The organism is Corallococcus carmarthensis, from assembly GCF_003611695.1.
Lineage (GTDB): Bacteria > Myxococcota > Myxococcia > Myxococcales > Myxococcaceae > Corallococcus > Corallococcus carmarthensis.
Map to the genome: position 1 here is coordinate 1 of NZ_RAWE01000051.1, position 25,306 is coordinate 25,306.

Here is a 25,306-nt window from a genome sequence, read left to right on the forward strand (position 1 = left end):
CCCCCTGTCCCTGAGAAACACGGTCCGCTCGGGCCGCTCGCGCTGTCCCTGTCCGGCGGCGGTTATCGCGCGGCGGCGTTCCACCTGGGGACGCTGCGATTCCTGGACACCGTGGGACTGCTATCCGATGTCGTGGGCCTGTCCACCGTGTCGGGTGGAACGCTCACGGGTCTGGCCTGGGTGGTGAGCCAGCTGGACGGCAAGCCGTTCAAGGCGTTTCACGAGACCTTCTCCGCGTATCTGCTGCGGACGAATGTGATTGCCGAGGCGCTGACCGGGCTGACCTCCAACCGCGACCACGGCAGCCATGCGTGGGCCAGCCTCATCCGGTCCGCCGCGGACGTGTATGCCCGGCCGGACTTCCTGGGCGACCGGCGCTTCGGAGAGGTCCTGGACGCGGGCGGGCTCCAGTTCCAGGAAGCCATCTTCAACACCACCGAGTTCCACACCGGCCTGGACTTCCGCTTCCGGCGCAGCAACAACCCGAGCACCCTCCTGGGCAACAACGGCTACCGGCTGCCGCGCCCCGTGGCGCAGCACGTCCGGTTGGCGGACATCGCCGCCGCGTCGTCCTGCTTCCCGGGTGGCTTCGAACCACTCGTGTTCCCGCAGCAGTTCCTCTGGCCGCAGGGATATCCGCTCGACACCGCGCTGGGGGCCTTGGGGCCGGGCTACCAGAGCGGCCTGCCGCTGATGGACGGCGGCATCTACGACAACCAGGGCATCGACAGCCTGCTGCTCGCGTTCACGCGCGCGGATCCGCCGCCCACCCTGCTCATCTCCGACGTCAGCGTCCAGAGCCCGGAGATGTACAACGTCCCCGAGAACCCGACGAAGCGCGGCTGGGTGACGCTGAACGGGGTCTCCTGGATGGCCTACGGGCTCTTTGCCCTCACCCTGCTCTCCGCCGCCATCCTCGCGTGGCGCGGGTTCGAGACCGCTCGCGAGGGCACCTGGGAGCCGCGGGACTACTTCCTCTACCTGATCCCCGGCGTGCTGACGGCGTCGGTGGCGACGGCGCTGGTCTGGGCCCGTGCCCGCCTGGAGGACGTCATGTCCCTGCTCAAGCGGCAGATGGACCTGGACGTCTGGCCGTCGTTCAAGAAGCTCACGGTGCTGGAGTTCACGCAGATGCTGGTGCTCCGCGCGTCGTCGATGCTGGCGCTGACGTCCAAGGTGTTCATGAAGCGCGTGCGCGGGCTCGTGTTCGGTCAGGTGTACGGGGACTCGCGGTTCAAGGACCGGCGCATCTCCAACCTCATCTCCGCGCTCACGGTGGACCGGCCCAACCTGTTCGCGAAGTACCCGTGGCTCAAGCCCGGTGCGCACCTGGTGGCCGCGGGGACGCAGGCGTGCCAGATGCCCACCACGCTCTGGTTCACGAACGCGGCCCAGTTCACCACCGTGGAGAACGCTGGCGCGGCCACCATCTGCTACGTGCTCCTGCGCCACATCGTGGAGCACCACGACGGGCAGTACGAAGCGCCGGGCCAGCCGATGAATGCCCTGTACGAGCGCCTGCGAAAGGAGTGGGCAGTGCTCAATCAGGCCGGCGCTCCGTCGCAGGAGCGGCAGGCCGTGGCGGCCTAGCAGGTTCTGCGTGCATCGGGAGATGCCATGAGTAGGATTCGGGCAGCCCCCTCTGCCCGGAGACCTGATGGCATCACCCACTGACACGCAGGACCCGTACGAGCGCATCTACGTTGTCTGTGAACAGGTGCCCTCCGGACAGGTGGCCACCTACGGGGACATCGCCGCCATCGTCGGCGGTGGCTGTGATGCACGCACCGTGGGCCATGCGATGGCGGCGCTGGGGACGCGCGCGGCGACCGTGCCGTGGCAGCGCATCATCAACCGCACGGGAGGTATCAGCACCTCCGGCTACCGCCAGCGCGAGCTGCTGGAGGCCGAGGGCGTCGCCTTCGACGACGCGGGCCACGTGCGCATGGACACGCACCACTGGAAGGGCCCGAGCGAGGCCTGGGCACGCGCCCACGGCTTCAGCGTGCTGCCGCCCCAGGACGCGCCCGCCCCCGAGGCACAGCTCAAGCTCTTCTAGGGAGCACGGAGCGTCCGGGCATCCGGGCACGCGCGGAAAGCGCTCGGCGGGCTGCCTGCTTTTCACGGCGGAATAAAGGCGTCAGCCTCGGGTCCTCGCCCACTGCTTGGACCTCAGAAGAATGTCCTCTCCCCTGCTCCGCTGGGGCCTCGTGCTCCTGGTCTGTCTGCTGGCACCCGTCGGGTTCGCGAAGGAAGTGAAGGTCCGCAAGGCCAAGGCGAAGGCCCCGCGACTGGTGCGGATCCACACCGGCCACCGGCTCCACCGCGACGCGGCCGCCGCCTTCGAGCTCATGGCGACGGAGGCGCGCACGGCGGGGCAGCCGTTGCTCGTGACGAGCGGGTGGCGCTCGTATCAGAAGCAGCGCTCCCTGTGGCGCCTCTACCGCAAGGGCCTGGGACCCAAGGCCGCGCGGCCGGGCCGCTCCAATCACAACCGTGGGCTCGCGGTGGACCTGGTCGTGGGCAGCGAAGAGGCCTCCCCCACGTATGACTGGCTCGCGGGCAACGCATGCCGCTTCGGCTTCCGCCGCACCGTGGCGTCCGAGCCATGGCACTGGGAGTTCCGGCCGAAGAGCACCTCCGCGCCCGAGGACGGCACGGACTGCCTGGGCCGGCCCCTGGAAGTGGAACCCGCGCCCGCCGTGGTCCGCAAGGACGCCAGTTAGGCACGGGGAAGACCTTCCTGTCAGTGGGCCGCGCGAGGCGGCAGCTCCACGGTGAACTTCGCGCCGAGCCCCGGGGCGCTCTCCACGGAGATGTTTCCACCGTGCGCTTCGACAATGCGTCGCGTGATGAAGAGCCCCAACCCGAGCCCTCCATAGTTGCGCGAGGCCGCGCGCTCGAAGCGTTCGAAGATGCGGCCCTGGGCCTCGTGTGGAATGCCCATGCCGTGGTCCTCCACGACGAGCCGCGCCTTTCGTCCGTGGCTCGCCACCTCCATCCGGATGGGGTGCCCCGCGCCGTACTTCATCGCGTTGGTCAGCAGGTTGAGCATGACCTGCTCCATCCGCAGCCGGTCCCAGAGGCCCCACACCGGCTCCCCGGCCACCAGCTCGAATTCGCAGCCCGACTTCTGGAGCTGCTCCGCGACATGGGCCGCCACGTCCCGCGCCACCGCCACCAGGTCCATCTCCTCCAGGCGCAGCTCCAGCCGCTGCTCGTTGATGCGTGAGACGTCGAGCAGGTGATTCGCCAGGTGCGACAGCCGTTGGAGCTGATCCTCGAAGACCTCCAGCATCCTCGACACCTTCTCCATCGGCAGGGGACGCGAGGACGTGAGCGCGGACTCCATCTGCTGCACCCGCAGCCGCATGGAGGTCAGCGGGGTCTTCAGCTCATGGGAGGCAATGGACAGGAACTCGTCCCGCGCGCGGATGGACTCCTGCGCCGAGCAGTAGAGCTGGGCATTGTCGATGGCGACGGCGGCCCGGCGGCCCAGTTCTTCCGTCAGCGCCAGCTCCGCCGGCGCATACCTGCGCCCTGGATCCGGAGAGAGGAGGTACAGCACCCCCAGGGTGCGGCCTCGCGCCTGGAGGGGCACGCCAATCGACGGACGGCCCAGGAGCGTCCGCACCACCGCCCACCGCTCCTCCTCCAGCGCGGAGGGGTCCAGCAGCCCGCTCGACGCTTCGGACGCCTCCGACCTTCCGGTGGCCAGCACCTGGGCCGGACCGTGGAGTGCCTCCGGGTCCGGCGGGTGCCGTTGGAGGAACTCGCGAACGCCCGCAGCCCGGGCCGAAGAACGATCCGCCACCGCCACGGGCCGCAAGGCCGCGCTGTCCGTCCGCACGAAGACGACACACAGGTCCGCCAACACGGGCACCGCCAGCTCGGCGACGCGCTGGAGCGTGGTCTCGTAGTCGAGCGAGGCCACCAGTTCGCGGCTCGCCTCGGCCAGGAAACGCTGGGAGACCTCCATCTGCTTGCGCTCGGTGATGTCCGTGGCGATGCCGCAGAGCGCGTAGACCGCCCCGGTGGCGTCACGCAGCGGGAACTTCTGCGTGAGGTGGATGTGGATCCCGTCGTCGTGGGGGAGCCGCTCTTCGCGCTCCACGGACGCGCCGGACTTGAGGATGCTCCGGTTCGCCTGGTGCAGGGCCTCGGCGATCTCCTGGGGGAAGACGTCGAAGACGGTCCTCCCCGCGACCTGCTGCCGGGTGCGGTGGTAGAGCCGCTCCCACTCGCGGTTCACGAACAGGAACTGCTCCTGCGAATCCAGCAGGAAGAACACGGTCGGCGCGTTGTCCAGGATGGCGCGCAGCCGCGTCTCGCTCTCCAGCAGCGCCTCCTCCGTTCGCTTCCGCTCGGTCACGTCGATGAGCACCGCGAGCGAGCGGCTCACCCTGCCAGAGGCGTCCCGCTCCGCGATGGCGGACAAGAGGACGTCGAGGAGCTGCCCATTCTTCTTCACGACCTGGTACGGCACGTTCCAGCAGGCCCCCGTCTTGAAGTACTCGGGGAGGATGACCTCCCGGGCATACCGCCGGGACTCCGGCGTCAGGAAGTCCACCGAGTCGCGCCCGAGCACCTCCGCGCGCTCATAGCCCAGGGTGCTCAACCAGCAATCGCTGACGCTGATGAGCCGCCCGTGCTGATCAATGGAGTGCATCATCACGGGCGTGTTGTTGTAGAGCGAGCGGTACTTCTCGCCAGCCAGGCGCACCGATTCCTCAACCCACCTGCGGTCGGTGACGTCACTGACGACAGAGACACCGCCGCGGACCCGGCCGGCCTCGTCGCGAACCGGGCTCGAGCTGACGTGCAACCAGGTCCCCGCCGGCCTCTCGGCATTGCGCAGGAAGACCTCCTCGCGGCTGACGGTCTCGCCACGGAGGGCCCGGCTCATGGGCAGGCGTTCGGACGGATAGAGCGTGACCTGGTCCGGCAGGTAGAGCCCGTAGTGCGCCGGCCACCGGCTGACAGGCTCGTCGGTGAGCCCCATGCCCAGGATGAGCTCCCCCTTCGGGTTGAGGAACACGAGGTGTTCCTCATCGTCCGCCACCAGCAGCCCTTCGCCCATGCTCGCGAGGACGGCATCGAGGAGGCTGCTGTACCCTGGCGGCGTGGCACGCGCAGGCAGATGCGCTGGACTGTCGTGCAGGCGATCCATGGGGCATGGGAAGAGGACGGACGCCTCCCCTTCAACGATGGGGGCTCGCCCACCCATCCGCCAGCCGTCGCCTCTCCCTTTGTTCTTGAAACACAGAGCACCGCAGGAGCCGAGCGCAGGCCACGACGCATCCCCTGACACCGTCACGACTGGAATCTTTGTCATCCCGCATCGCTTGATGTGCGCGATGAGTCAGTCTTTACAGCGCAACAGCACATGCCAGGGGCGGGCGCCCGAGCAAGCGGTACCGCCTGGCGTGAGAACGCGGAAGGGCCCGCTCGTCGCACCGCTGTGGGCGCTCCTCCTGCTCACGCTCCTGACCGGATGTCCGATCATGGGGGGCTACCCCGATGAGACCGGGCCGAGATACAGCGGAGACCATCGGGCTCCCGTCGCCGACTCCGCGGTGGATCCCGCCTCGCTCACCGTCGTGACGTTCAACCTCGCCTTCGCGGAGAACGTCCCCGAGGCGATCACGGCCCTCTCGAGCGCACCGCTCGCGGAGGCGGACGTCATCCTGATGCAGGAGATGGACGCGCCCGCCGTGGAGCGGATCGCGACGGAGCTCGGGATGGCCTACGTCTACTACCCCGCCTCCGTGGCGAAGGATGGAGACGACTTCGGGAACGCGGTGTTGAGCCGGTGGCCCATCACTGCGGATGCGAAGATCAACCTTCCCCACGACGACCCGTATCACCAGCAACACCGCATCGCCGTTGCCGCGACGCTGGACATCCGGGGGACGCCCGTCCAGGTGGTCTCCGTGCACGGCGCGACCCCCATCGTCGGGCTGGGTGCGCGCCTGGAGCAGGCAGAGACGGTCCTTCACGCGGTCGAAGGAGCGGCGCCGTCGCAGGTCATTGCTGGCGACTTCAACACCTCCGACCCGGGAAGCCTCACGCAGACCGTGCAGCTGTTCACGGAAGGGGGCTTCCAATGGGCGTCGGAAGGTGTCGGGGACACCGCGGACTCCATCATCGGCGGCCTGCCGCTCGACTCCGTCTTCACCCGGGGCCTCACTCCGGTGGAGCGCGGCGTGGACATGCGTCCCGCGGGGAGTGATCACCATCCGGTCTGGGTGCGCTTCGCGTGGCCGCCATGACGCGGACGCACGCAATCCAGGCCCTGGGGTTGGGTGCGCTGCTCCTCTGCGCCCCCGGCTGTCTGAGCGGAGCGCGGAACCTGGGCGCGGCGACCACTCCCGTGGGGACGACCGAGGTCGGCGTTTCAGTGAACGCGATCGCCTTCGAGCGCGGCCGGGAGCGGGCGTATCTGCCCAATCCGGAGCTCACCTTCCGCAAGGGGGCCGGCGAGAACTGGGATTGGGGTGGACGGCTCACCTTGCTGGGCCTGGAGCTCGGGACCCGGCATCGGCTCATCGAGAGGTCCCCCTGGACGGTGTCCGTCGCCCCGAGCGCGGGAGCGTGGTTCGTGCCCGTCACCAACAACTCCACGGAGCCCGTCAACTTCCGCCTCGGAGCGCAGACGCTGGTCGACTATCGGCTCAATCCAACGTGGACCCTCACCGGAGGCGCCTCGTTGATGGGGACCTTCGCGGGACCGCTCACCGTCTTCCAGGGGAGGTTCAACGGAGCGCACCTGCTCGCCTCACCGGGCGGTTCGCTGGGCGTGGCGTACCGCATGAGCCCGTCCCTGGAGCTGCGAGCGGAGGGCGGCCTCGAGCTTCCGCTCGACCTGAAAGACGGCCGCCGTCCGTTGGCGGGCTACGTCGGGCTGACGCTCCGCTGGGGGCGCGCCAACGCGCGATGAGGCTGGGGCCGCCAGCCCCCATGCCAGACGCCGCCCGCCTTCCTCGGACAAGCGAAGAACAGACACTGTCACGAAATCCCTGCTTGCTGATTGGACAAGGAATCCTCTCCTATGTCTAGGATTCCGGGCCGTGAATTCCTACACGATGGTGCACCTGGCGCTCAGCGGCGCTTTCACGGTGCTCGCGCTGGTGCATTTCGCCACCTGGGTGGCGGTGCGTTCGCAACGCGTGCAGCTGTGGCTGGCATGCAGCTTCCTGGGTTTCGCGGCCATCAGCATCACGGCGGGCATGACGCACGCCCCGCTGACAGACACGCGTCCGTGGCTGCTGCTGGGGGCCTTCACATCGATTCCCCTGCCCTACACCCTGCTGCGCGTCGCCTGGGCGCTGCTGGACCTTCCGCTCACGCGCTGGCGGCGGGTGATGCTGGGGGTGGCGGTCGCGCTGGGCACGGTGCGGGTGCTGGCCGTCGGGGTCTCCCTGCAAGCCTCCTCCGTGGAGGGGTTGACCGCGGACCAGCTGGGGCGCGAGACCGCGAGCCTGGGGCTGCCCCTGTTCTGGCTGCTCGCGGTGGGGGTGGGCGCGATCTGGACCATCGAAGCGGTGCGGCTGCTGAAGCGGCGGGGCGCGATGGCGGCGGCCGTGCTCACCGCGGCGCTTTGCGCATTGGCGCTCCTGATGCGCGAGCTCGCGGTGGACGCCGGGTGGGTGGACGGGTTCCACGTGCTCCCGCTGGTGGGGCTGCCGTTCCTGCTGCTGTCCTCCACCGCGCTGGCCATCCTGACGGCGCGCTCGCTGCGCGGCGCGGACCTGGGGACGGGCATCCACCGCTACCGGCGGCTCTCGCGGCTGGGGCGTGGCGGCATGGGCGAGGTGTGGCTGGCGCTGCGCACCGGCCGCGCGGGCTTCCACCGGCTGGTCGTCCTCAAGCGGATGCTGGAGGACCACGGCGGGGACGAGGCAGAGGCCGCGGAGGTCCGCGTGCAGCGCTTCATCGGCGAGGCGCGCACCTCCGCGCGGCTGCACCATCCCAATATCGTCTCCGTCCATGACCTGGGGCAGGTGGACGGCGCGTGGTTCATCGTCATGGAGTACCTGAGCGGCGTGAACGTGCTGGAGCTCGTCAAGCGCGCCGCGACCGCCGGGGTGCTGCCGCTGGAGGTGGTGGTCGAGCTCTGCCAGCAGGCACTGCGCGGGCTGGCCTACGCGCACGAGCAGGGCGTCACGCACCGGGACATCAGCACGGACAACCTGGTCGTTTCCTTCGACGGCGTGGTGAAGGTGGTGGACTTCGGCATCGCCCAGCGCACCGGCGCGGCTCCGGAGCGCATCACCCTGGCGTCTCCGGCTCCCGGCGACGGCCGCCTCACCCAGGTGGGAGGCATCATCGGGAAGCTGGCGTACATGCCTCCCGAGCGGCTGGAGGGTGCCGACGCGACCCCCTCCGGAGACCTCTTCGCGCTCGGCTGCGTTCTCTTCGAGCTGCTCACGCTCAACGTGTCGCGGATGGTGCATCCCGCCCCCAGCCAGCTGAAGGCCGTGGGGCGGGCGGACGCCCCCGAGGCCTCACGCATGCTCCGGGAGGTCCTGGAGGTGGCGCTCCATCCGCGCCCGGAGCGCCGCTTCGTGAACGCCAGCGCCTTCCACCGCGCGTTGGAACCGGTGCGACAGTTGCTACCCGCGGTGGAGCTGGCTGGCTGCGCGCACACTTCCCGGAGCGCTGGGCCCGTGAGCAGCGACTGCTGGCGCTGGGCGACCCCACGCCCGGGGAAGTGGAGGCCCTCCTGCGGAGCGCGCCGCCCTCCGTGGCGGCAACCCTTGTCGCGGACACGCTTGAAACCGCGGCCACTACCGAGCTCATCGCCCACGGCGCCGCCCCCGGACAACCCACCCTGCCACTGCGTTCGCGGCGCTGAAGCCCCATGCCGCCGCGATGACGTTCAACCGGTCATCCGGTCACTGAAGCGCTTCGAGCAAAGCCGCCTGGAGCGCCTTCCGGTTCTCGGGGAAGTGCTGGCTGGGATAGGGCCGCGCTCCGCTCAGGATGGTTTCGTACTGCCGGTACATCGGGTCGGAGCGCGCGGGCTCCTGCTGATAGAAGGCGCGCGTGGCCTGCAGCAGGTAGCGGGGCCGGGTGCCCTCGGGACCGTCCTTGCTGAAGGCGATGAGGCTGCGAGTCTCGGGGGCCTGCATGAACGACGTGAAGGCCCGGGCATCCTCCGCGCACGTCCCGGTGCATTTCGCGTTGAGCACCAGCGCATCCACGAAGACCGCCGGAGCCGAGCCCGTGCCCAGCGGAACCGAGATGACCTCCGGGAGCGGCATGGAGGGCTGGGCCTTGAGGATGTAGAACAGGCGCTCGGTGTAGCCCATGAAGCCGTTGGCCTGCTCCGCGGCGAAGGCCTCCTCCGCCACCGAGTTGTCCGCGTAGCTGCCATCCAGGCACGGATTGACGCCCGCTTCGAGCGAGCAGCTGTCGACGACCTCCGCGAACGCCCCCACCGTCGGTGAGTCGAGCGGCAGGGAGATGGCCCTCGCGATCGCATCCCCCGGATGCGTGTCCGCCCAGGCATCCAGGTACGACGAAGGCAGCGTCCAGCTTCCATCGAAGTTCGTCGCCAGCGGGCGCTTGCCGGGAGCCGCCTCGCGGAGGATCCGCACGAGCGAGGCGCTGTCGGTGGCGGACCGGATGTTCGTGCTCCGCGCATAGACGACGTTGGTGCACAGGTAGGTGGGCACGCCAAAATCCTGACCGTTGATGCGGACGGCCTCCTCCGCCGCGGGGTGCGCGACGCCCGACTCCAGCGCGACCGGCTGGATCCAGCCCTTCGCCGCGAGCGAGCCGAGCAGCAGCGTGTCCACCTCCACCACCTGGGCGGCCCCCGCTTCCGCGCCCAGGAGCGTGTTCAGCGTTCCCCCTTCATCCAGGTCATAGACATCCAGGTTGGCGTCGAACACGACGTCCAGGTCGATCTCCGGATGGGCGCGCTCGAAGTCGGCTTCCAGCCGCTGCTCCAGGCTGGCGAAGCTGTCCCCCGCGGAGTCCGGGATGTATGGGAACAGGACGGCCTTCAGCGGCCGCTTGGGAATGGGATCGGGGTCGGATGACTCCGAGCAGGCGCTCAGGACCAGCACGACGGGGAAGATCAGGGCTCTCCAACTCATGACGGATGACCTCTCTTTGGATGGACGCCGGGCGGCAGTCCATAGCAGGTCGCGGCCATGCCCGGCCACCCGCTGGCGCGCGAGTGCCTCACGGTTGGATGATGTCTGGCGATGCGTGACTCGAAGCGGCTGATGGCGGTGGGAATGCTTCTGGCGGCGATGCCCGCCTGGGCCAGCGACATGTGCGGGCTTGGGGGCCTGGTGATGCTCCCGCCCGTCTATGTGTGGATCTTCATCGCAGGCATCATCGGCCTGGCGGTGCGCACGCCCCGCTCCGCGCGCATCGCCCTGGCGGTGCTGGTCGTCGGAGGCCTTCCCTCGTTGGGTACGGCGGTCCTCTGCCTCAGTGCGTCCTTCCACGATGCGGAGCTCAAGCACCCGACGATGTTCACCTGGGCGGTGGGCGCGCTCTTCCTGCTGACCGCGTCCCACGTCTGGGCCTTCTGGCGGCTCCTCCTGCGAGTGTCGAAGCAGGAGGGAAGCGGCGCGGTCCCCCCGACGGCGGACTCCTAGCGCGCGAGGAAGGCGCGCATCTCGGAGACGACCTCCGCCTGCCGCGCGAGCCAGACGTAGTGCCCGGCGCCCTGGAGCGTCACGAGCTTCCAGTTCGGCAGGCTCTTGAGCAGGGCTTCCTGAGCGGCCTCGTGCTGACGCAGCTCCGGCAGGAAGGCCTGGGCCCGCTCGCGCAGGTCGGCGGAGACGTTCTCCGCCTGGGTCAGGGACTCCACCCACCCCGCGAAGGCCTGGTCGTCGGAGATGGCCAGCACGGGCCCCTTCAGCTTCGCGTAGTCCGGCAGGGCCGCGCCCCGCACGCACTGCTCCGTCGACTCGGGGAGCCGGTGGTAGCGCAGGTACGCGCCGGTGGCGGCGTCGAACTCATACGCCTGATCAATCTCGTGCGGGGGGAACGGGCCGCCCAGGTCGCGCGCCAGCAGCGCCGTCACGGCCTCGCGTGACGGCTGCCCGTCGAGCACGGTGAACGGCAGCGGCGGCAGCGGACCGGGCTTCAGGAACGCGGCGATCTCCCCCTTGTTGTCCGTGGCGTCCAGGAAGATGAACGCCTCCACGCGCTCCGGATGGTTCACGCCCATCCAGTTCAACTCATCCCCCGCGAGCGAGTGCCCCGCGAGCGTCGCCTTCGCGAGCCCCAGCCCGTCCAGCGCGGCCAGCACGTCGTGCCCCAACGTCGCGCTGTCGTAGCCGGTGGCGGGCCAGCTCGACGCGCCGAAGCCGCGCCGGGTGAAGGCATACACGTGATGCGTGGCGATGAACTCCGGCGCCAGCACATCGTAGACGTGGCCCGTGCTCCCCATGCCCGGCAGGAACACCAGCGCCGGTCCCTTGCCGCCGTAGTCCAGCACCTCCAGCTCGACCTCCGGGGCCACCGTCACCCGCCGCACCTGGTGCAGGGGATCCTCCGTGCCGTCGTGCGGCGAGGACGGCGTGGTGGCACAGGCGGAGAGCAGCAGCACCCACGACAGACGGAGCCAGGACGTTCGCATGGGCGGCAACCTTTGCATGGCCCGCCGCGACAACGGAACAGACTCAAGCCGGTAAAGCACACCTAGCTTGATTTCAGCGGAACTTTCCACCCCTCGCTGAATCCCCCCTGGAGACGGATGATGCGCTCGAATTGGATGACGTGGTCCCCTGCCCTGCTGCTGTCCGCGGGCCTGATGCTGGCCGCGTGCGGCGGCGCGGAGGTGGAGGCACCCGGGCTGGACATGTCTGCCATTGGCACGGTGGAGGGGGAAGCGAACTCCCCCATCTACGACCGGGCGCGTGCGTACGCCGCCGCCAATCCCAAGCGTGACGGCGGTTCGTGGAACCAGTGGTGCGGTTCGCTGATGGTGCGCTTCGGGCAGCTTCCGGACTCCGCGGTGCGTCCCACCGCCATCGAGGCGTACCGCGCATCTCGCATCGTCTCCACGGATGCGTCCAAGGCGCTGACGGGGGCCTTCCACTGGTGGGACATCGGGTCGGCGGGCCACGTGGGCGCGGACCTGAACGGCGGCGGCGGCACGGTGTTCATGGCCACCTACAACCTCTCCCAGTCCTGGGGAGATGCGATTGGCGTGAACAGCGTCTCCGGCTACTCGGCGAAGACGGGCGCGCGCTACCTGGGCTGGTCCATGGACTACGCGGGCGGGAAGATTGCTGGCGGTGGCCAGGCGCCGGGCGGCGGTTCGAGCAGCCTGCCGCAGACGACCACGGAGTTCGACGGCATCCCGGGTGAAATCTATTACAAGCGCATCCAGACGGTGGGCCGGCGCGACTACGGCTACACGGGCCCCATCGACGGCGTGACGGGGGCGAACACGGAGAAGATCCGCGTGCGCATCACCGCGCGCGAACTGAACCGCCGCGGCGGCCCGCGCACCTCCGCCGAGGACGATGGCGTCCCGGGCTCCATCTACTGGACCCGCGTCCAGACGGTGGGCCGCGAGTTCGGGTACACGGGCCCCATTGACGGCCTCCCCGGCGCGAACACGTACAAGGCCGAGCACAAGATCTGCGCGTACGCCGTGAACCGCGCGTTCTGACCGCGCACGGGGCCCCACGGCGCGGTGCGTGATCCACGCCGTGGGCAGCCCCCGTCGTCTCCATCGCCATGCGAGGGGGCGTCGGGGTAGCGTGCGGCCCTCTCCACGGAAGAGGGGGCTCATGCGCGTCGTACCGTCCGTCCTGGAATCCGTCACCGTTCACGCCGAGGGCGCGCTGTGCACGCGCGCGTTCGTGCTCTCACCCGAGAACGGCCACCTGCCCGGACAGGTCCGCGTCGACGGCCTGCCCCTGGCCCTTCGCACGGGCTCGCTGCGCGCCCGCGTGGTGGAGGGGCCGTCGGGACTTCTCGTCCGCGACCTCAAGCCCACGTTCGACGTGCGGCTGCCGCCGGAGTCGGAGCTGCCCGCGGAGCAGCACTCGCTGGAAGCGGCGGAGGCCACGCTGTCGGCCGTGCACAGCCAGCTGGAGCGGGTGCGCTCCGATATCGCGGCGCTCCGCGGCCTGACCCCCACCTGGCCGGCCCAGCGCAAGGGCCACCCCCCGCGCGAGGCGCCGCTCACCGCGATGCTGTCGCTCACGGGCTTCGTGGACGCGGAGCTGGCGGAGCTGCAGGCCCAGGAGCTGGACCTGGGGCGGCGGCACCGCGACGCCACGAACGAGGTGGAGCTGCGCCGCCGCCGCGTTCAGGAGCTGTCCTCCGCTCGGAGCGTGGACCGCGCCCGGCTCTTCCGCGCGGCGCTGCTGACGCTGTCCGGCCCCATCGCCGCGAACGCGGACGCGCGGCTGGTGCTGGAGTACGCGGTGGCCGGCGCGCGCTGGGTGCCCACCTATGACCTGCGCCTTCCGCGCACGCTGGAGGAAGGCACGCTGCGCATGCGCGCCGCCGTCATCCAGAAGACCGGCGAGGACTGGGCGGGGGTCCGGCTGGCGGTCTCCACGGCGAGCCTGGAGCGGCGCGCGGAGGTACCGGAGCTGAAGTCGCTGCGCATCGGCCGCAGCCAGCCGCCTCCCGCGCGCTCCGGGTGGCGAGAGCCCGCGCCGGGCCTGGAGGAGCTGTTCGCGGGCTACGACGCCCTGTACGCCGTGGCGGCGGCCGCGGCGAAGCCCGAACCGCAGCCCATGCCCATCCGTCCGCAAGAGGAACCCGCGCCTGAAGAGGCGGACGACGTGTTCGAGCAGGAAAAGTCCTACAAGGAATCGGCTTCGTTCGGAGGCGCACCCGGAGGGCCGCCCAGCGCGTCCATGCCTCCTCCGATGCCACCGCCCATGGCGGCCCCGAAGTCCTCGGGAGCGTTCCTGGGCGGCGCCCGTCCCTCGGCGCCCCGCCGCAGTGTCACCGGCGCCATTTCCGCGCAGGCGCCGAGCATGGCCCCGCCCCGAGGCGGCGGCGGCATGGACCGCATGCGCAACAAGAAGCGCGCGGTCGTGGAGGACGACTTCGACGGCGCCCCGATGGCGGACATGTCGATGGACGAAGAAGGCGGCGGTGGCGGAGAGGAGCTTCGGCGCGCGGCGGGCCTGGAGCCGGCGGACGGCCTGTTCGACTACGACTCGCTGACGCTGGCCTCCGCGGCCTCTCCCGCGCAGCGCGGCCTGTTGCGTCCCCGTCCCGCGCTCGTCTCCCAGGCGAGGTTGTCCATCACCTCCGTGAACGTGCAGGTGGAGGTGGTGCGCCTGGAGGCCCAGGCCGTCCTCTTCGCCGAGTCCGTGAACTACGTGGAGCCCCCCACCTGGGCCGTGCCGCCGCGCGACTCCGCCCGGCACTTCGATGCGCGCTTCGACGCGGACGCCGTCGCGGACGTGCCCTCTGACGGTGCGTGGCACACGGTGCCGATGTTGACGGTGCCCCTGGAGATGAAGGCCGAGTACGTGTGCGTGCCCTCCGTGGAGCCGCGCGTCTTCCGCACGGTGCGCCTGGACAACGCCTCGCCGCATCCGCTGCTCGCGGGCCCCGTGGACGTGACGCTCGGCGACGAGTTCCTGATGACGTCTCCGCTGCCCACGATGGGGCCGGGTGAGACGCAGCGGCTGGGCCTGGGCGTGGAGGAGGCGCTCCAGGTGGCGCGCAACACCCGCTTCGACGAGGCCACGGGCGGCATGTTCGGCAACAGCACCGTGCTCACGCACCACGTCTCCGTGGAGGTGGCCAACCACCTCTCCCGCCCCGCGAACATCGCCATCTCCGAGCGCATTGGCGCGGTCCCCGAGTCCCAGAAGGACATCAAGGTGGAAGAGGCGGAGGTGGTGCCGCCCTGGCAGAAGCCCACACCCCTGCCGGGTGAGGATGCGGTGGAGGGCGAGCGGACGTGGCGCGTGAGCGTCCCCGCTGGAGAGAAGCGTTCGATGAAGGCGACGTGGGTCGTGAAGCTGCCCGCCAGCAAGATGCTGAACGGCGGGAACCGGAGGACGTGATGCGCACTTCCATTCTGTTGCCCATGGTCAAGGTGACGGTCCTGGAGGACCGGGCGCTCGTCGAGCGCAGCGGCACGGTGACGCTGCCCCCGGGCCCCTGCCGCCTCGTGGTGGACGGACTGCCGGCGGTGGCGGTGGACCGCTCGCTCCAGGCGAAGCTCACCGGAGGCATGGTGACCCAGGCCAGCCTGCGTCGCACGAGGCGCGCGGTGCTGCCCGAAGCGCTGCGCGAGCACCGCTCGGCGCTGGCCCGCCGCGCCTTCGACCGCGAGCAGGTGCTGGCGCGAGCCCAGGCGGAGCTGCGGCGCCTGGAGGCGAAGCACGAACTGCTGGAGACCGCGCGCCAGGACATCCTCCGCGCCATCGCCGAGCGCAGCGGCGCCGGCGAAGCGGATCCAGCGAAGTGGAAGGAGCAGCTCGCGACGGTCCGCCAGGAGCAGACCGCGACGGATGATCAGCTCCGGCAGGCCCGCCGCGACCTGGGCCGCCTGGAGCGGCAGCACATCCAGGAGAACCGCGACGTGCTGTCGCGCACGGAAGCGCCGGAGCCCACGGTGGACGTGCGCGCCGAGCTGGACGTGAGCCACGCGGCGGGCGGCGAGGCGACGTTGACGCTCAGCTACCTGGTGCCGTGCGCCGCCTGGCGGCCGGCCTACCGCGCGGCGCTGGGCCTCGCGGAGTCCGCGTCCACGGTGACGTTGGAGTGCGAGGCCGTCGTCTGGCAGAACACCGGCGAGGCGTGGAAGGACGTGACGCTGGCCTTCTCCACGGCGCGCCCCACGCTGGGCGCCACGCCGCCCCGGCTCACGGAGGACTGGCTCACCCTGCGGGACAAGACGTCGCGCGAGAAGCAGGTCGTGGACGTCTCCATGCGCGAGGAGTCGCTCCAGGAGACGGGCGAGGCCGGAGCGGCGAAGGCCGCGGACGCGCTGCCCGGCATGGACGACGGCGGCGAGGCGGTGACGCTGTCCGCGCCGCACAAGGCCACGGTGCCGTCGGACGGCGAAGCGCACCGCGTGGCGCTGTTCGCGTTCACCTCGCCCGCCACGTCGGAGCTGGTGGCCTGCCCGGAGCAGTCGCCGCTGGTGCACCGCGTGGCGCGGTTCGACAACACGGGACCGGCGGTGCTGCTCGCGGGGCCGGTGGACCTGGTGCGCGCCAATGGCTACGTGGGCCGCGCGCAGCTCAAGTTCGCGGGCCGCAACGAACGCGTGAAGCTGGGCTTCGGCAGCGAGGACTCGCTGCGCGTGTCGCGGCAGGTGGACGTGGGCGAGGAGGTCGCCCGCATCACCGGCCGGCGCACGCGCACGCAGAAGGTGAAGCTGTTCGTCTCCAACATGGGCGCGAAGCCCGCGGCGCTCGCGGTGGAGGAGCGCATGCCGGTGTCGGAGGTGGAGGCCGTGGAGGTGGCGATGCTCAAGGACGCCACGAAGCCCGCGCCCACGAAGGTGAGCAACGAGGGCATCGTGCGCTTCGAGTTGAGCGTGCCGCCGCGCTCACAGCAGACGGTGGCCTTCGGCTTCACGGTGGCCCGCGCCGCCAAGGTCGCCGGCCTGTAGGGAACCGCCACGCCATGCCCTTCGCGACGAAGTCCGGCCGCCGCATCCACTACGAGGTCCAGGGACACGGACCACCCCTGCTGCTCCTGCACGGCCTGCTCCAGCTGGGCTCGCACTGGTCGCTCAAGGGGTACCTGCCCTCGCTGACGGACACGTACACGGTGGTGACGTTCGACTCGCTGGGGCACGGCCAGAGCGACACGCCGCACGACCTGGAGGCCTACGGTCTGCGGCACCGGGTGGAGGACGCGCTGTCGGTGCTCGACACGCTCTCCATCGACCGGGTGCACGCGTGGGGCTACTCGATGGGCGGCTGGACGGTGTGTGGCCTGGCGTCCTTCGCGCCGGAGCGGCTGGCCTCGTACGTGGTGGGCGGCTGGGATCCGGTCGTGGGCCTGCCCGTGGCCTACGCGGCCCTGGAGAAGCAGCTCAAGCCCGGCACGAGCGTGGACTGGTTCCAGGTGCTCCTCCTGGGCGCACGGCGCGCGCCGGAGCTGGCGGAGGCCATCGACTCGGGAGACCTGGAGGCGCTGCGGCTGTGCATGAAGGTCTGTGAATCCTCCGCGGGCCTGGATGAGGCCCTGGTGCGGTCCGGACGCCCGGGGCTGCTGTACTGCGGCGCGCTGGACCCGTACCACGACTCCATGAAAGCCGTGGCCGCGCGGGCCGGCGCGGCGTTCGCGACCATCGAGCATGCCGACCACGGCGGTGCCTGGGCGAAGGCACCCAAGGTGCTGCCCCACGTCCTGCCGTTCCTCGACTCCGTCACACGGCCCTGATCAGTTCGCGGACTGGATCGCGATCACCCGGACGTCGAAGTCCTTGCAGGCGGCGTCCTTGCAGATGCCGTTGAGCCACGCCTCTCCCTGGCCAAACATCACGCCCTCGGCGTTCACGAAGAGGTCCGCGTAGCGCTGCCGGGTGATGACGTTGGCGATGACCGGCGTGACGATGGCGTCGTAATGCCTCACGAAGGACGCGGCGTCGGGCAGCTTCACCTTCCTGCCGCCCACGTTCGCGGTGAAGGGGTACGCCACCAGGGCCGCGACCGCCTTCGAGTCGTGCGCGGCCACGGCCTTCTGGAACGAAGCGAAGGCCTGTTCGTATTTCGCGGGCTCACCGAGGACGGTCTGGATGCGGGCGTTGACCGCCGAGGTGTCATCACCGTTCCCAGCATCTGGAGGGACAACGGCGAGGGTGGGGGCGGCCGGCGGATCAGAAGGCCGTGCATGGACCGCCGCGGGTTCAGAACGTTGACAGGCGGCCGCTGACACGAGGACGACGGCGGCGAGCCGCGTGGGTTTCGTCTGCATGGGTACCCCCCCGCCAGGACAGACAGCGATTTCCTGGCGAGGGGAGACTCTACGAAGCCACGTTCCTCTCAGCGCACGGCCTGCACCAAGGTCTGAAGCTGACGTCTCGCGGCCGACTCCGGAATCCGCCGGAATAGTGCATCACGGACAAAGCGAGCGGCCGCGTTCTCCCATTGGGCCACCCGGCCCACCTGGAGTGAACGAACGACCAGCGCATTCGCATGTTTCACCCGGCGTGACTCGTAGGCGAGCAGTGCATCCTCCACGCTGCCCGGTGCCGCGAGACATTCCCCCAACACCACGCCGTCCTCGATGGCCTGACAACCGCCCTGCCCCAGGTTCGGGGTCATGGGGTGCGCGGCGTCGCCGAGGAGCGTCACGCGGCCCCGGCTCCAATGCGCCACCGGCGGACGGTCGTGGATGTCCGTACGAAGGACGCGCTCGGGCGACGTCGCCGCGATCAACCGCGCGATGGGGTCGTGCCATCCGGCGAAGCGCTCCTGGAGGACGGCGAGCGTCTGCCCCGGAGCATCCTCGGCCCCCGCTGGCGCGTTCAGCGTGGAGAACCAGTACACCTCGCCATGGCCGATGGGCACGATGCCGAAGCGGGCCCCGCGGCCCCAGGTCTCACTGACCTGGCCCGCCTTCACCAGGTCCGCACCCGAGCAGACGCCACGCCAGCTGGTGTATCCGGAGTAACGCGTGGGCTGAGCACCCAGCAGGCCCGTCCGCACGGCGGAGCGCAGGCCATCCGCGCCCACCAGGACGTCGCCCGTAACGGTCTCGCCATCGGACAGCGTCACCGTGACGCGCGCACCGTCATCCTGGAAGCCCGTCACGGAGACGCCCAGCCGCACGGCCTCGTCCGGGCCCGCGTGCGCGCGGAGGACGGCCTGGAGGCGGGCGCGGTGCACGGCCACCATCGGGGCATCCAGTTCCTGCTGGAGCGAGCGCACGTCGACGCCGGTGATGCGGGCCCCGGTCGGTTCGAGGATGAGGGTCTGCTCGACGCGCTCGCCCTCCGCGACCACGGCGTCACACAGGCCGATCTGGCGCAGGGCGACCGCGGCGTTCATCTGCACGATGAGGCCCGCGCCCACCGGCCGCAGCGCATCGGCGCGTTCGAACACGGTGGCGCGAATGCCCGCCCGGTTGAGGGCACAGGCCAGCGTGAGGCCGCCGATGCCAGCTCCGGCGATGAGGACATGGCGGGACGATGGGGACGTCATGGCGGCCTCCGGACAGGCCGGCGCGATGGCTCAACCGAACCAGCGGCCGGAGTCAGGAGCAAAGACTCGCACGCGTTCGAGCAGCGAGGCCGGCAGGCGGGCCTGGAGCGTCGCGTGGACCTGCGCGGGGCTGTAAGCCTGACTGAAATGCATCAGGACCAGGGCCTCGTTCTGGAAGCGGTCCGCCATGGAGGCGATCTCCTCCAGGTGGATGTGGGCCCGCTCCTGCGCGTCGCGGACGGTGCGCTCCGCGTCGATGAACGTGCATTCGAGGATGAGCACGCGGCTTTCGAACAGGGACGGCTGACGGTCCAGCACGTTGGAGAGGGTATCGGTGCAGTAGGCCAGCTCCAGGCGTTCGACTTCATCGAACAGGGGCTCACCGGCCTGGCGGCGGCGGCCGATCTCCGCGGGAGGCAGCTCGCGGAACTCGGGCTTGAGCTTCGCGACGCGGCGGAGGAACTGGTAGCCCAGCGACGGCACGGGGTGGTGCGTGCGAAAGGCGCGAACCCACAGGTCCTGCTGCACCTTCACGGTGTCGCCGGGGTGCAGGGGAACGGTGCGGATATCGGACTTCATCCGGTGCAGGCGTCCCAGGGCCGCGAGAGCCTCCTGCACGGGCGCTTCGATCTCCGCCGGCAGGTAGACGAACGGCGGCCCCTTCCCCACGAGCGCGCGGATGCCCAGCAGCGAGCCCAGCGCGCTCGCATGGTCCGCGTGCCCGTGGCTGAGGAAGATGCGATCGGCGGTGGCGAAGGAGCGGATGGGGATGCCCGCATCCAACAGGACGCCCAGCTCCGGCACGAGGAGCGACGTATACACGCCGCCCACGGACACACCGCGCACGGTATAGGGTCCCGCCTGCACCTCGGTCAGCATGCGGGAAAGCTTATGCGGACTTCGGAAGGAAGGCGCACGTGCTGTTGAGTCGAAGGTGGACATCTCTTCTCGCGTGCACGGTGCTCTTGCAGGCATGCGGAGGTGCGCACAGACGGAGTCAGTACGACTTCGACAGCGCGACGAACTCCTGCAGGACCCAGCCCGCCTACTGCGCCCAGGTCGCCGGGGAGGAGTCGGTGGTTCCCAGGGCGGTGCGGACATTCGCGACGGCGGGAGGCTCCGCGGCGGCGGCCGTGAAGATCCTGGATGCCGCGCTGAAGCAGCAGGTGACAGAAGCGCTGGAGGAGTGCGCGGACAAGGCGCGAAAGGAGGTCATTCTCGCGAACTTCGGGACCCGGAGCCCGACACAGCAGGAGTGCAACGCGCAGGTCCGCGACGCACAGGGCCGGACCATCACCCGGGCGATGAAGCTTGGGAATGAAATGCATCAGGTCGCCTTTCAGTGCGCGAAGGAGAAGCTGAACCAACTTCGTCCGGGAGGTTTCAGTCTCGAACCCACGTATCTCTATGATCTGGAAAGCGGGAAAGTCACCTGGCTGTCACCCGCCGAAGTGGCTCGCATCCGGCAGCGTGGAAGCTTGGGAGAGTTGCAAGGGTCTCTCGTGCCGGACGTCGTTCTTCACAACGGCAATCCAGAGCAGCTTCAAGCGGCCTATGACTTCAAGTTTCCTTGTGCGGATATCGACAAGCGACCGTCTTGGCGAAAGTACCCGCCGGGACATCCCTACGACGGCATGTCCCAGAATGAGGTCTACCGCCAAGCCTTCAGCCTGGGCGAGGTCCTCCAGGTGATTCCCTATCTAGGAGCCGGGCTGTAAGCCATGATCCACCCATCACTTCAGATTGTCCGTGGAAAGAAAATCGTCACGCAGGTCGGCTTGAGCCTTTGTTTCTACATTCCCAAGCCTACGCTGGACGTCACACAGGCGGTCTCTGAATCCCTACAGACGTATCTTCACGCCATCTTGCCACAGACGCTCACCCACTACCCGGACGATGAGGGAGAATGGCAGGAACTGGACGCTGCCGGCTGGATTGTGGTCCGTGAAAATTTGCAACGCCCGCTCAGATCGAATGTCTTGCTCACCAACGACGCCTCCTATCCCAATGGATATGAGTTTGGCTATGACGGCAAGGACATCCATGCAGCCATCTTCCGTCGCGATCCTGGCCCCGTGACCGCGGTTCGCTTCATCGTGCCCCTGTCATGGTTGAGGGCTCACGGTGCCCACCGTGTCCGCGAGCTGGCGCTGGCCCTGGCGGCACCGCTGCCCTTCAGCTCCGGGCACGCGGGACTGGCCGTCACCGGCTTCCTCGGTGTGGGCTCCGTCACTTCGGAAGTAGTTCCCCAATTGGTCCAGTACCCCGGGGTCGACCTCATGGAGGTGGATCTGGTCTCCTGGGAGATCGGCACCCGCCTGCGCGTCCCGCACTGGCTCACCTTCATCGGAGATCCCTCGCTGAGCGCCATGGGCGGCGTGGACTTCCTGCGCTCCCAGCTCCACACGCCCGGCACCACCGTGGAAGCCATCGACGCGTCCCGGGCCGTCGTCACCTTGGGCCCCGAGCCGCTCGCCGGAGGTCCGGAGCAACCGCTTCCGGCCTACCGGGAGCTGGCCCGCGTCCTGGAGCCATGGGCCTTCCACGCCACCCGGAGGCCCGCAGACTTTCCCGACGACGTCTTCTTCCGGTGGGACCGCCGGTTCCTCGACTGAACCGGCGTCCCCCACCCGCGCTTCAGTTCTTCGCGCGCTCGTACTGGTGCGGCCACTGCACGTCCGAGCGCAGCTCCTTCGCGGCGCGCAGCGGCCAGTACGGATCCCTCAACAGCTCCCGCGCCAGGATGACGACGTCCGCCTGCCCCGTGGCCAGGATGTGTTCGGCCTGGTACGCGGAGCGGATCATCCCCACCGCGCCCGTCAGCACGCCCGCCTCCTTGCGCACCTTCTCCGCCAGCTGCGTCTGGTAACCCGGCCCCACCGGGATCTTCGCGTACGGCACCACGCCGCCCGACGAGCAATCCACCAGGTCCACGCCCTCCTTCGCCACCAGCCGCGCCAGCGCCACGGAGTCCTCCGGCGTCCAGCCCCCCTCCACCCAGTCCGTCGCGGAGATGCGCATGAAGAGCGGCAGCGTCTCCGGCCACTTCGCTCGCACCGCGCGCGTCACCTCCAGCGCGAAGCGCGTCCGGTTCTCGAACGTCCCGCCGTACTTGTCCGTCCGCTTGTTCGACAGCGGCGACAGGAACTCGTGAAGCAGGTAGCCGTGCGCCGCGTGCAGCTCGATGACCTGGAACCCCGCCGCCTTCGCCCGCACCGCCGCGTCCGCGAACGCCTTCACGATGCGCTGGATGCCCGCCTCGTCCAGCGCCACCGGCACCGGATAGCCCTCGTCGAACGCCTCCGTCGTGGGGCCCAGCACCGTCCAGCCACCATGCTCTGGCTCCACGCGCTTGCCCGCGTCCCACGGCCGGGGCGTGGACGCCTTGCGGCCCGCGTGCGCCAGCTGGATGCCCGACGCGGCCCCGTTCTGGTGCATGAAGCGGTTGATGCGCGCCAACTGCTCCACGTGCGCGTCCTTCCACAACCCCAGGTCCTGCGGCGAGATGCGGCCCTCCGGCTCCACCGCCGTGGCCTCCGTCAACACCAGCCCCGCGCCACCCACCGCACGGCTGCCGAGGTGCACCACGTGCCACTCGTTGGCGAAGCCGTCCTCGCTCGAGTACTGGCACATCGGCGAGACCACCACGCGGTTGCGCATCGTGATGTCCCGCAGCTTCAGGGGGGTGAACAGCTTGCTGCTCATGTCGGGTCCTTTCGGGGAATCGAAGGGGTCTGCTCCGGCAGCCCCAGCGCCGTGCGCACCTGGGCCGTGCTCTTGCCCAGCCAGTGCCGGCGTTGGTTCTCCTGCGTCGTGAGGCTGCGCGTCTCCATGCGGTCCACGTAGAGCGTGCCGTCCAGGTGATCCAGCTCGTGCTGGATGATGCGCGCGTACCAGCCCCGCGCGGACACCGTCACCGGCTGCCCGTTCTCATCCAACGCCTCCACCCGCACGCCGCTCGCGCGCGCCACCAGCGCCGCGAACCCGTTCACGCTCAGGCAGCCCTCGTGGAACTCCATCGGCGTGGGGTCCTCGATCACCAGCTTCGGGTTGATCAGCACGTGGAAGGCCACCGGCGCCCGCTCCCGCAGCGCCAGGTCCGCGGGCGAAGCGCCGGCCTGGTACTCCGCCCGGTCCTCGATGACCACCAGCCGCACGCCCACGCCCACCTGCGGCGCCGCGAGCCCCACGCCGGGCGCGTCCCGCATCGTGTCGCGCATCAACTGGATGAGCTGGCGCGTCTGCGCACTGCCGATTTCTTCCGGGGTCAGGTCGCGCGCACGCTGGCGCAGCACCGGTTCCCCCGCCTGGACGATCTTGAGCACCATGGTGGCCCCACCGTAGCAATCGCTCTCCCGCCGCGCCGCATCGCAGTGGGGCCGGCATGGGCCCGGCCGTCCGGTCCCCCAAGGAGGGGGCAGCCCCTGGCGTGAGGGGGTGCCACTGACGGTAGGCTGTGTCGCACCATGGCTCGCCGCAAGAAGGCCGACGAAACCACCGCGCGTGTGCGCAACCTGCTCGCCCTCGACGCCGCCGGCATCATGCGCCGGCTGGCCGCACGCCGGGAGGAGATGTTCCTCCTCTTCTCCCGCCTGCGCAGCCGTGGCCCGCTGGTGGAGACGGTGGCCTCGCGCTACGCGGACGGCGCCTTCGCCCAGCTCATCCACCTCCCCGAACAGGAGCAGGCGGTGGTGGACCACTTCTACGGACGCCTGGACGAGCTGCGCTGGTACTTCACCTACACCGAGGACATGCCCGGCACCGCGCACCAGACCTTCATCGCGCTGCACCGGCGCCTGGAGGAGAGCTACCGCCTGTTCGTGGAGACGCTGGGCCTGCCCGTCCAACCCGACGGCGTGCGCGTGGTGAACGCGGAGGCCGTGCGCCAGGAGGACACCGCCGCGGAAGGAACGCCCGTGGCGCTCGCCCCGCTGCCCCGCCGCGGCCGCGCGCCGCCTGCCTGACGCTAGGCCGCGGAGGCTTCCGCCCGGGCGTCCGCCGCGGACATGGCGGGCGCCGCGGCCTTCACCAGCCGCTTCATGGACGCCTTGCCCACGACGACGTCCACCATCTTCCGCGCGCGCGTCCAGACGCTCTCCTGCACGTAGGGGATGCCGTACTTCTCGCAGAGGGCGCGCACGTGCGGCTGCGCCTCGCGGTACTTGAGCATCGGCAGGTCTGGCCAGAGGTGGTGTTCAATCTGGTAGTTCAGCCACAGGTGGGCGAAGTCGTTGAGGTCGCCGCCGGTGCGGTAGTTCGCGCTGCCCACCACCTGCTGCACCATGCGCTCCGCCTTGTTCGCGGGCGCGGAGTCGAAGCGGTACAGGTCCTCGCCGGTGTGGTTGGGCCCCACCACGAAGAACGTGTGCAGGTTGGTGACGACGTCCGCCAGCACGGAGTTGCAGAGCACGCTGAACGCCGCCCACGGCCCCACCAGCAGGAACGCCGCCGGATACAGCCCGAAGAAGACGGTCGCGTATGGCAGGTAGCAGCGTGTGAAGAGTTCCCACAGCTCCGCGCGCGTCAGCGCCCCACCCTCGCGCCGTCCCTTGCGGCGCAGCGAGCCCAGCGTCTCCGGCGCGTAGTAGCTCGCGCGCCAGGTGACGGCCAGCAGCGCCAGTTGCACGTAGCGCAGCGGCAGCGGCCGGCCGGTGTCGCGCAGCGAGCCCTCCGCGTTGCGCTCCAGCAGGTCCGGATCCGCATCCTCGCCGGTGTGCGAGTGGTGCAGCACGTTGTGCTCGAAGACCCACGCCTCCGGCAGCATCCAGTCCAGCCAGTCCACGAACCTGCGGGCCCCCTTCGCGAAGCCCTTGCTGGTGCGCGACGCGGGCATGCCCGGCACGCGGTCATAGCCCCGGTGCCCCACGTGGTGCATGAGCAGCCAGCGCGTGGAGCGCCCCAGGCCCAGCGCCACCGCGGAGAGCGGATTGGGCGCGATCCACGCCGTGGCCAGGCCCAGCGCCGACGCCACCTTCCCCCAGCGCTCCATCTTCCGCAGGTGCGCCGCGTCCGGCTCACCCAGGTTCGCGTCCAGCCGGGCGCGCAGTTCCTTCAGCTCCCGGTAGAAGCCCTCCACGTCCACGGAAGCCAGGTCGAAGTCGGGGGCGGCGCGGGACATGCGAAGGACTCCTCGGGAGCAGGACGGGGACCACGGCCGATGCGGGCCGCACGGTAGCCTCCAC

At 70.0% G+C, this 25,306-nt stretch carries 22 protein-coding genes and 1 pseudogene; 14 read left to right on the forward strand and 9 right to left on the reverse strand.

What is annotated here, in order from left to right:
• From D7X32_RS16220 to D7X32_RS16230, 3 genes are all read left to right on the forward strand, one after another.
• Positions 1-1,590: patatin-like phospholipase family protein (locus tag D7X32_RS16220; protein WP_244239035.1), on the forward strand; the 1,590-nt coding region annotated here is incomplete at its 5' end.
• Positions 1,591-1,657: 67 nt separating this feature from the next.
• A complete protein-coding gene (locus D7X32_RS16225) occupies positions 1,658-2,059 on the forward strand; it encodes an MGMT family protein (protein ID WP_167506477.1) in 402 nt (133 codons plus the stop codon).
• 121 nt (positions 2,060-2,180) lie between these two features.
• The gene (locus D7X32_RS16230) at positions 2,181-2,726 is read left to right on the forward strand and encodes a M15 family metallopeptidase (protein ID WP_120603455.1); all 546 of its coding nucleotides are present in this window, start codon (positions 2,181-2,183) and stop codon (positions 2,724-2,726) included.
• 20 nt (positions 2,727-2,746) lie between these two features.
• Here D7X32_RS16230 and D7X32_RS16235 read toward each other — a convergent pair whose 3' ends face one another.
• The gene (locus D7X32_RS16235; protein ID WP_341868134.1) at positions 2,747-5,335 is read right to left on the reverse strand and encodes a sensor histidine kinase; all 2,589 of its coding nucleotides are present in this window, start codon (positions 5,333-5,335) and stop codon (positions 2,747-2,749) included.
• 169 nt (positions 5,336-5,504) lie between these two features.
• On the opposite strand from D7X32_RS16235, the gene D7X32_RS16240 reads away from it, so the two are divergent.
• The 3 genes and pseudogenes from D7X32_RS16240 to D7X32_RS46745 form a co-directional block, all read left to right on the forward strand.
• Positions 5,505-6,272 carry an endonuclease/exonuclease/phosphatase family protein gene (locus D7X32_RS16240; RefSeq protein ID WP_208752445.1) on the forward strand — a complete coding sequence of 256 codons (768 nt, stop codon included), beginning with the start codon at positions 5,505-5,507 and terminating at the stop codon, positions 6,270-6,272.
• Positions 6,269-6,940, forward strand: a complete 672-nt coding sequence (locus D7X32_RS16245) for a hypothetical protein (RefSeq protein ID WP_244239037.1) — start codon at positions 6,269-6,271, stop codon at positions 6,938-6,940. The genes D7X32_RS16240 and D7X32_RS16245 overlap by 4 nt, the downstream gene beginning before the upstream one ends.
• 865 nt (positions 6,941-7,805) lie before the next feature.
• Positions 7,806-8,504 (forward strand): annotated as a pseudogene (locus D7X32_RS46745) (serine/threonine-protein kinase); the annotation flags it as partial.
• Between the two features lie 393 nt (positions 8,505-8,897).
• On the opposite strand, the gene D7X32_RS16255 reads toward D7X32_RS46745, so the two are convergent.
• Complete coding sequence (locus D7X32_RS16255) at positions 8,898-10,106, reverse strand: type 2 periplasmic-binding domain-containing protein (RefSeq protein ID WP_120603459.1); 1,209 nt, start codon at positions 10,104-10,106, stop codon at positions 8,898-8,900.
• A gap of 111 nt (positions 10,107-10,217) precedes the next feature.
• Between D7X32_RS16255 and D7X32_RS16260 the strand changes: the two genes are divergently transcribed.
• Positions 10,218-10,619 (forward strand): hypothetical protein, encoded by a 402-nt coding sequence (locus tag D7X32_RS16260; RefSeq protein WP_120603460.1) that lies wholly within the window; start codon positions 10,218-10,220, stop codon positions 10,617-10,619.
• On the opposite strand, the gene D7X32_RS16265 is transcribed toward D7X32_RS16260, so the two are convergent.
• Positions 10,616-11,608 (reverse strand): alpha/beta fold hydrolase, encoded by a 993-nt coding sequence (locus tag D7X32_RS16265; protein WP_120603461.1) that lies wholly within the window; start codon positions 11,606-11,608, stop codon positions 10,616-10,618. The two genes, D7X32_RS16260 and D7X32_RS16265, sit on opposite strands and share 4 nt — an antisense overlap.
• A gap of 117 nt (positions 11,609-11,725) precedes the next feature.
• Here D7X32_RS16265 and D7X32_RS16270 point away from each other — a divergent pair, with 117 nt between their 5' ends.
• The 4 genes from D7X32_RS16270 (at position 11,726) to D7X32_RS16285 (ending at position 17,361) form a co-directional block, all read left to right on the forward strand.
• Positions 11,726-12,649: a hypothetical protein gene (locus D7X32_RS16270; RefSeq protein ID WP_244239038.1), complete on the forward strand. Its 924-nt coding sequence runs from the start codon at positions 11,726-11,728 to the stop codon at positions 12,647-12,649.
• 121 nt (positions 12,650-12,770) lie between these two features.
• Positions 12,771-15,023: a DUF4139 domain-containing protein gene (locus tag D7X32_RS16275; protein WP_120603462.1), complete on the forward strand. Its 2,253-nt coding sequence runs from the start codon at positions 12,771-12,773 to the stop codon at positions 15,021-15,023.
• Positions 15,023-16,582, forward strand: a complete 1,560-nt coding sequence (locus tag D7X32_RS16280; protein ID WP_120603463.1) for a mucoidy inhibitor MuiA family protein — start codon at positions 15,023-15,025, stop codon at positions 16,580-16,582. Before D7X32_RS16275 ends, D7X32_RS16280 begins: the two co-directional genes overlap by 1 nt.
• A 14-nt stretch (positions 16,583-16,596) precedes the next feature.
• Positions 16,597-17,361 (forward strand): alpha/beta fold hydrolase, encoded by a 765-nt coding sequence (locus D7X32_RS16285; RefSeq protein ID WP_120603464.1) that lies wholly within the window; start codon positions 16,597-16,599, stop codon positions 17,359-17,361.
• Here the strand turns inward: D7X32_RS16285 and D7X32_RS16290 are convergent, their stop codons facing one another.
• From D7X32_RS16290 to D7X32_RS16300, 3 genes are all read right to left on the reverse strand, one after another.
• Entirely contained in the window at positions 17,362-17,895 is a 534-nt protein-coding gene (locus tag D7X32_RS16290; RefSeq protein WP_120603465.1) for a hypothetical protein, read from the reverse strand. It lies immediately after the preceding gene.
• 68 nt (positions 17,896-17,963) lie between these two features.
• Positions 17,964-19,124, reverse strand: a complete 1,161-nt coding sequence (locus tag D7X32_RS16295; protein WP_120603466.1) for an FAD-dependent monooxygenase — start codon at positions 19,122-19,124, stop codon at positions 17,964-17,966.
• Positions 19,125-19,154: 30 nt separating this feature from the next.
• The gene (locus tag D7X32_RS16300; protein ID WP_120603467.1) at positions 19,155-20,003 is read right to left on the reverse strand and encodes an MBL fold metallo-hydrolase; all 849 of its coding nucleotides are present in this window, start codon (positions 20,001-20,003) and stop codon (positions 19,155-19,157) included.
• 254 nt (positions 20,004-20,257) lie between these two features.
• Here D7X32_RS16300 and D7X32_RS16305 point away from each other — a divergent pair, with 254 nt between their 5' ends.
• Both D7X32_RS16305 and D7X32_RS16310 read left to right on the forward strand, forming a co-directional pair.
• Positions 20,258-20,842 carry a hypothetical protein gene (locus D7X32_RS16305; protein WP_208752447.1) on the forward strand — a complete coding sequence of 195 codons (585 nt, stop codon included), beginning with the start codon at positions 20,258-20,260 and terminating at the stop codon, positions 20,840-20,842.
• Between the two features lie 3 nt (positions 20,843-20,845).
• A complete protein-coding gene (locus D7X32_RS16310; RefSeq protein ID WP_120603468.1) occupies positions 20,846-21,739 on the forward strand; it encodes a type VI immunity family protein in 894 nt (297 codons plus the stop codon).
• 22 nt (positions 21,740-21,761) lie between these two features.
• Here the strand turns inward: D7X32_RS16310 and D7X32_RS16315 are convergent, their stop codons facing one another.
• Together D7X32_RS16315 and def are read right to left on the reverse strand one after the other, a co-directional pair.
• Entirely contained in the window at positions 21,762-22,829 is a 1,068-nt protein-coding gene (locus D7X32_RS16315) for an NADH:flavin oxidoreductase/NADH oxidase (protein WP_120603469.1), read from the reverse strand.
• Complete coding sequence (gene def / locus D7X32_RS16320; protein WP_120603470.1) at positions 22,826-23,452, reverse strand: peptide deformylase; 627 nt, start codon at positions 23,450-23,452, stop codon at positions 22,826-22,828. Before def ends, D7X32_RS16315 begins: the two co-directional genes overlap by 4 nt.
• A 138-nt stretch (positions 23,453-23,590) precedes the next feature.
• Between def and D7X32_RS16325 the strand changes: the two genes are divergently transcribed.
• Entirely contained in the window at positions 23,591-24,088 is a 498-nt protein-coding gene (locus D7X32_RS16325; RefSeq protein ID WP_120603471.1) for a hypothetical protein, read from the forward strand.
• Positions 24,089-24,090: 2 nt separating this feature from the next.
• Here the strand turns inward: D7X32_RS16325 and D7X32_RS16330 are convergent, their stop codons facing one another.
• The gene (locus tag D7X32_RS16330; RefSeq protein WP_120603472.1) at positions 24,091-25,242 is read right to left on the reverse strand and encodes a fatty acid desaturase family protein; all 1,152 of its coding nucleotides are present in this window, start codon (positions 25,240-25,242) and stop codon (positions 24,091-24,093) included.
• Between the last annotated feature and the right edge of the window lie 64 nt (positions 25,243-25,306).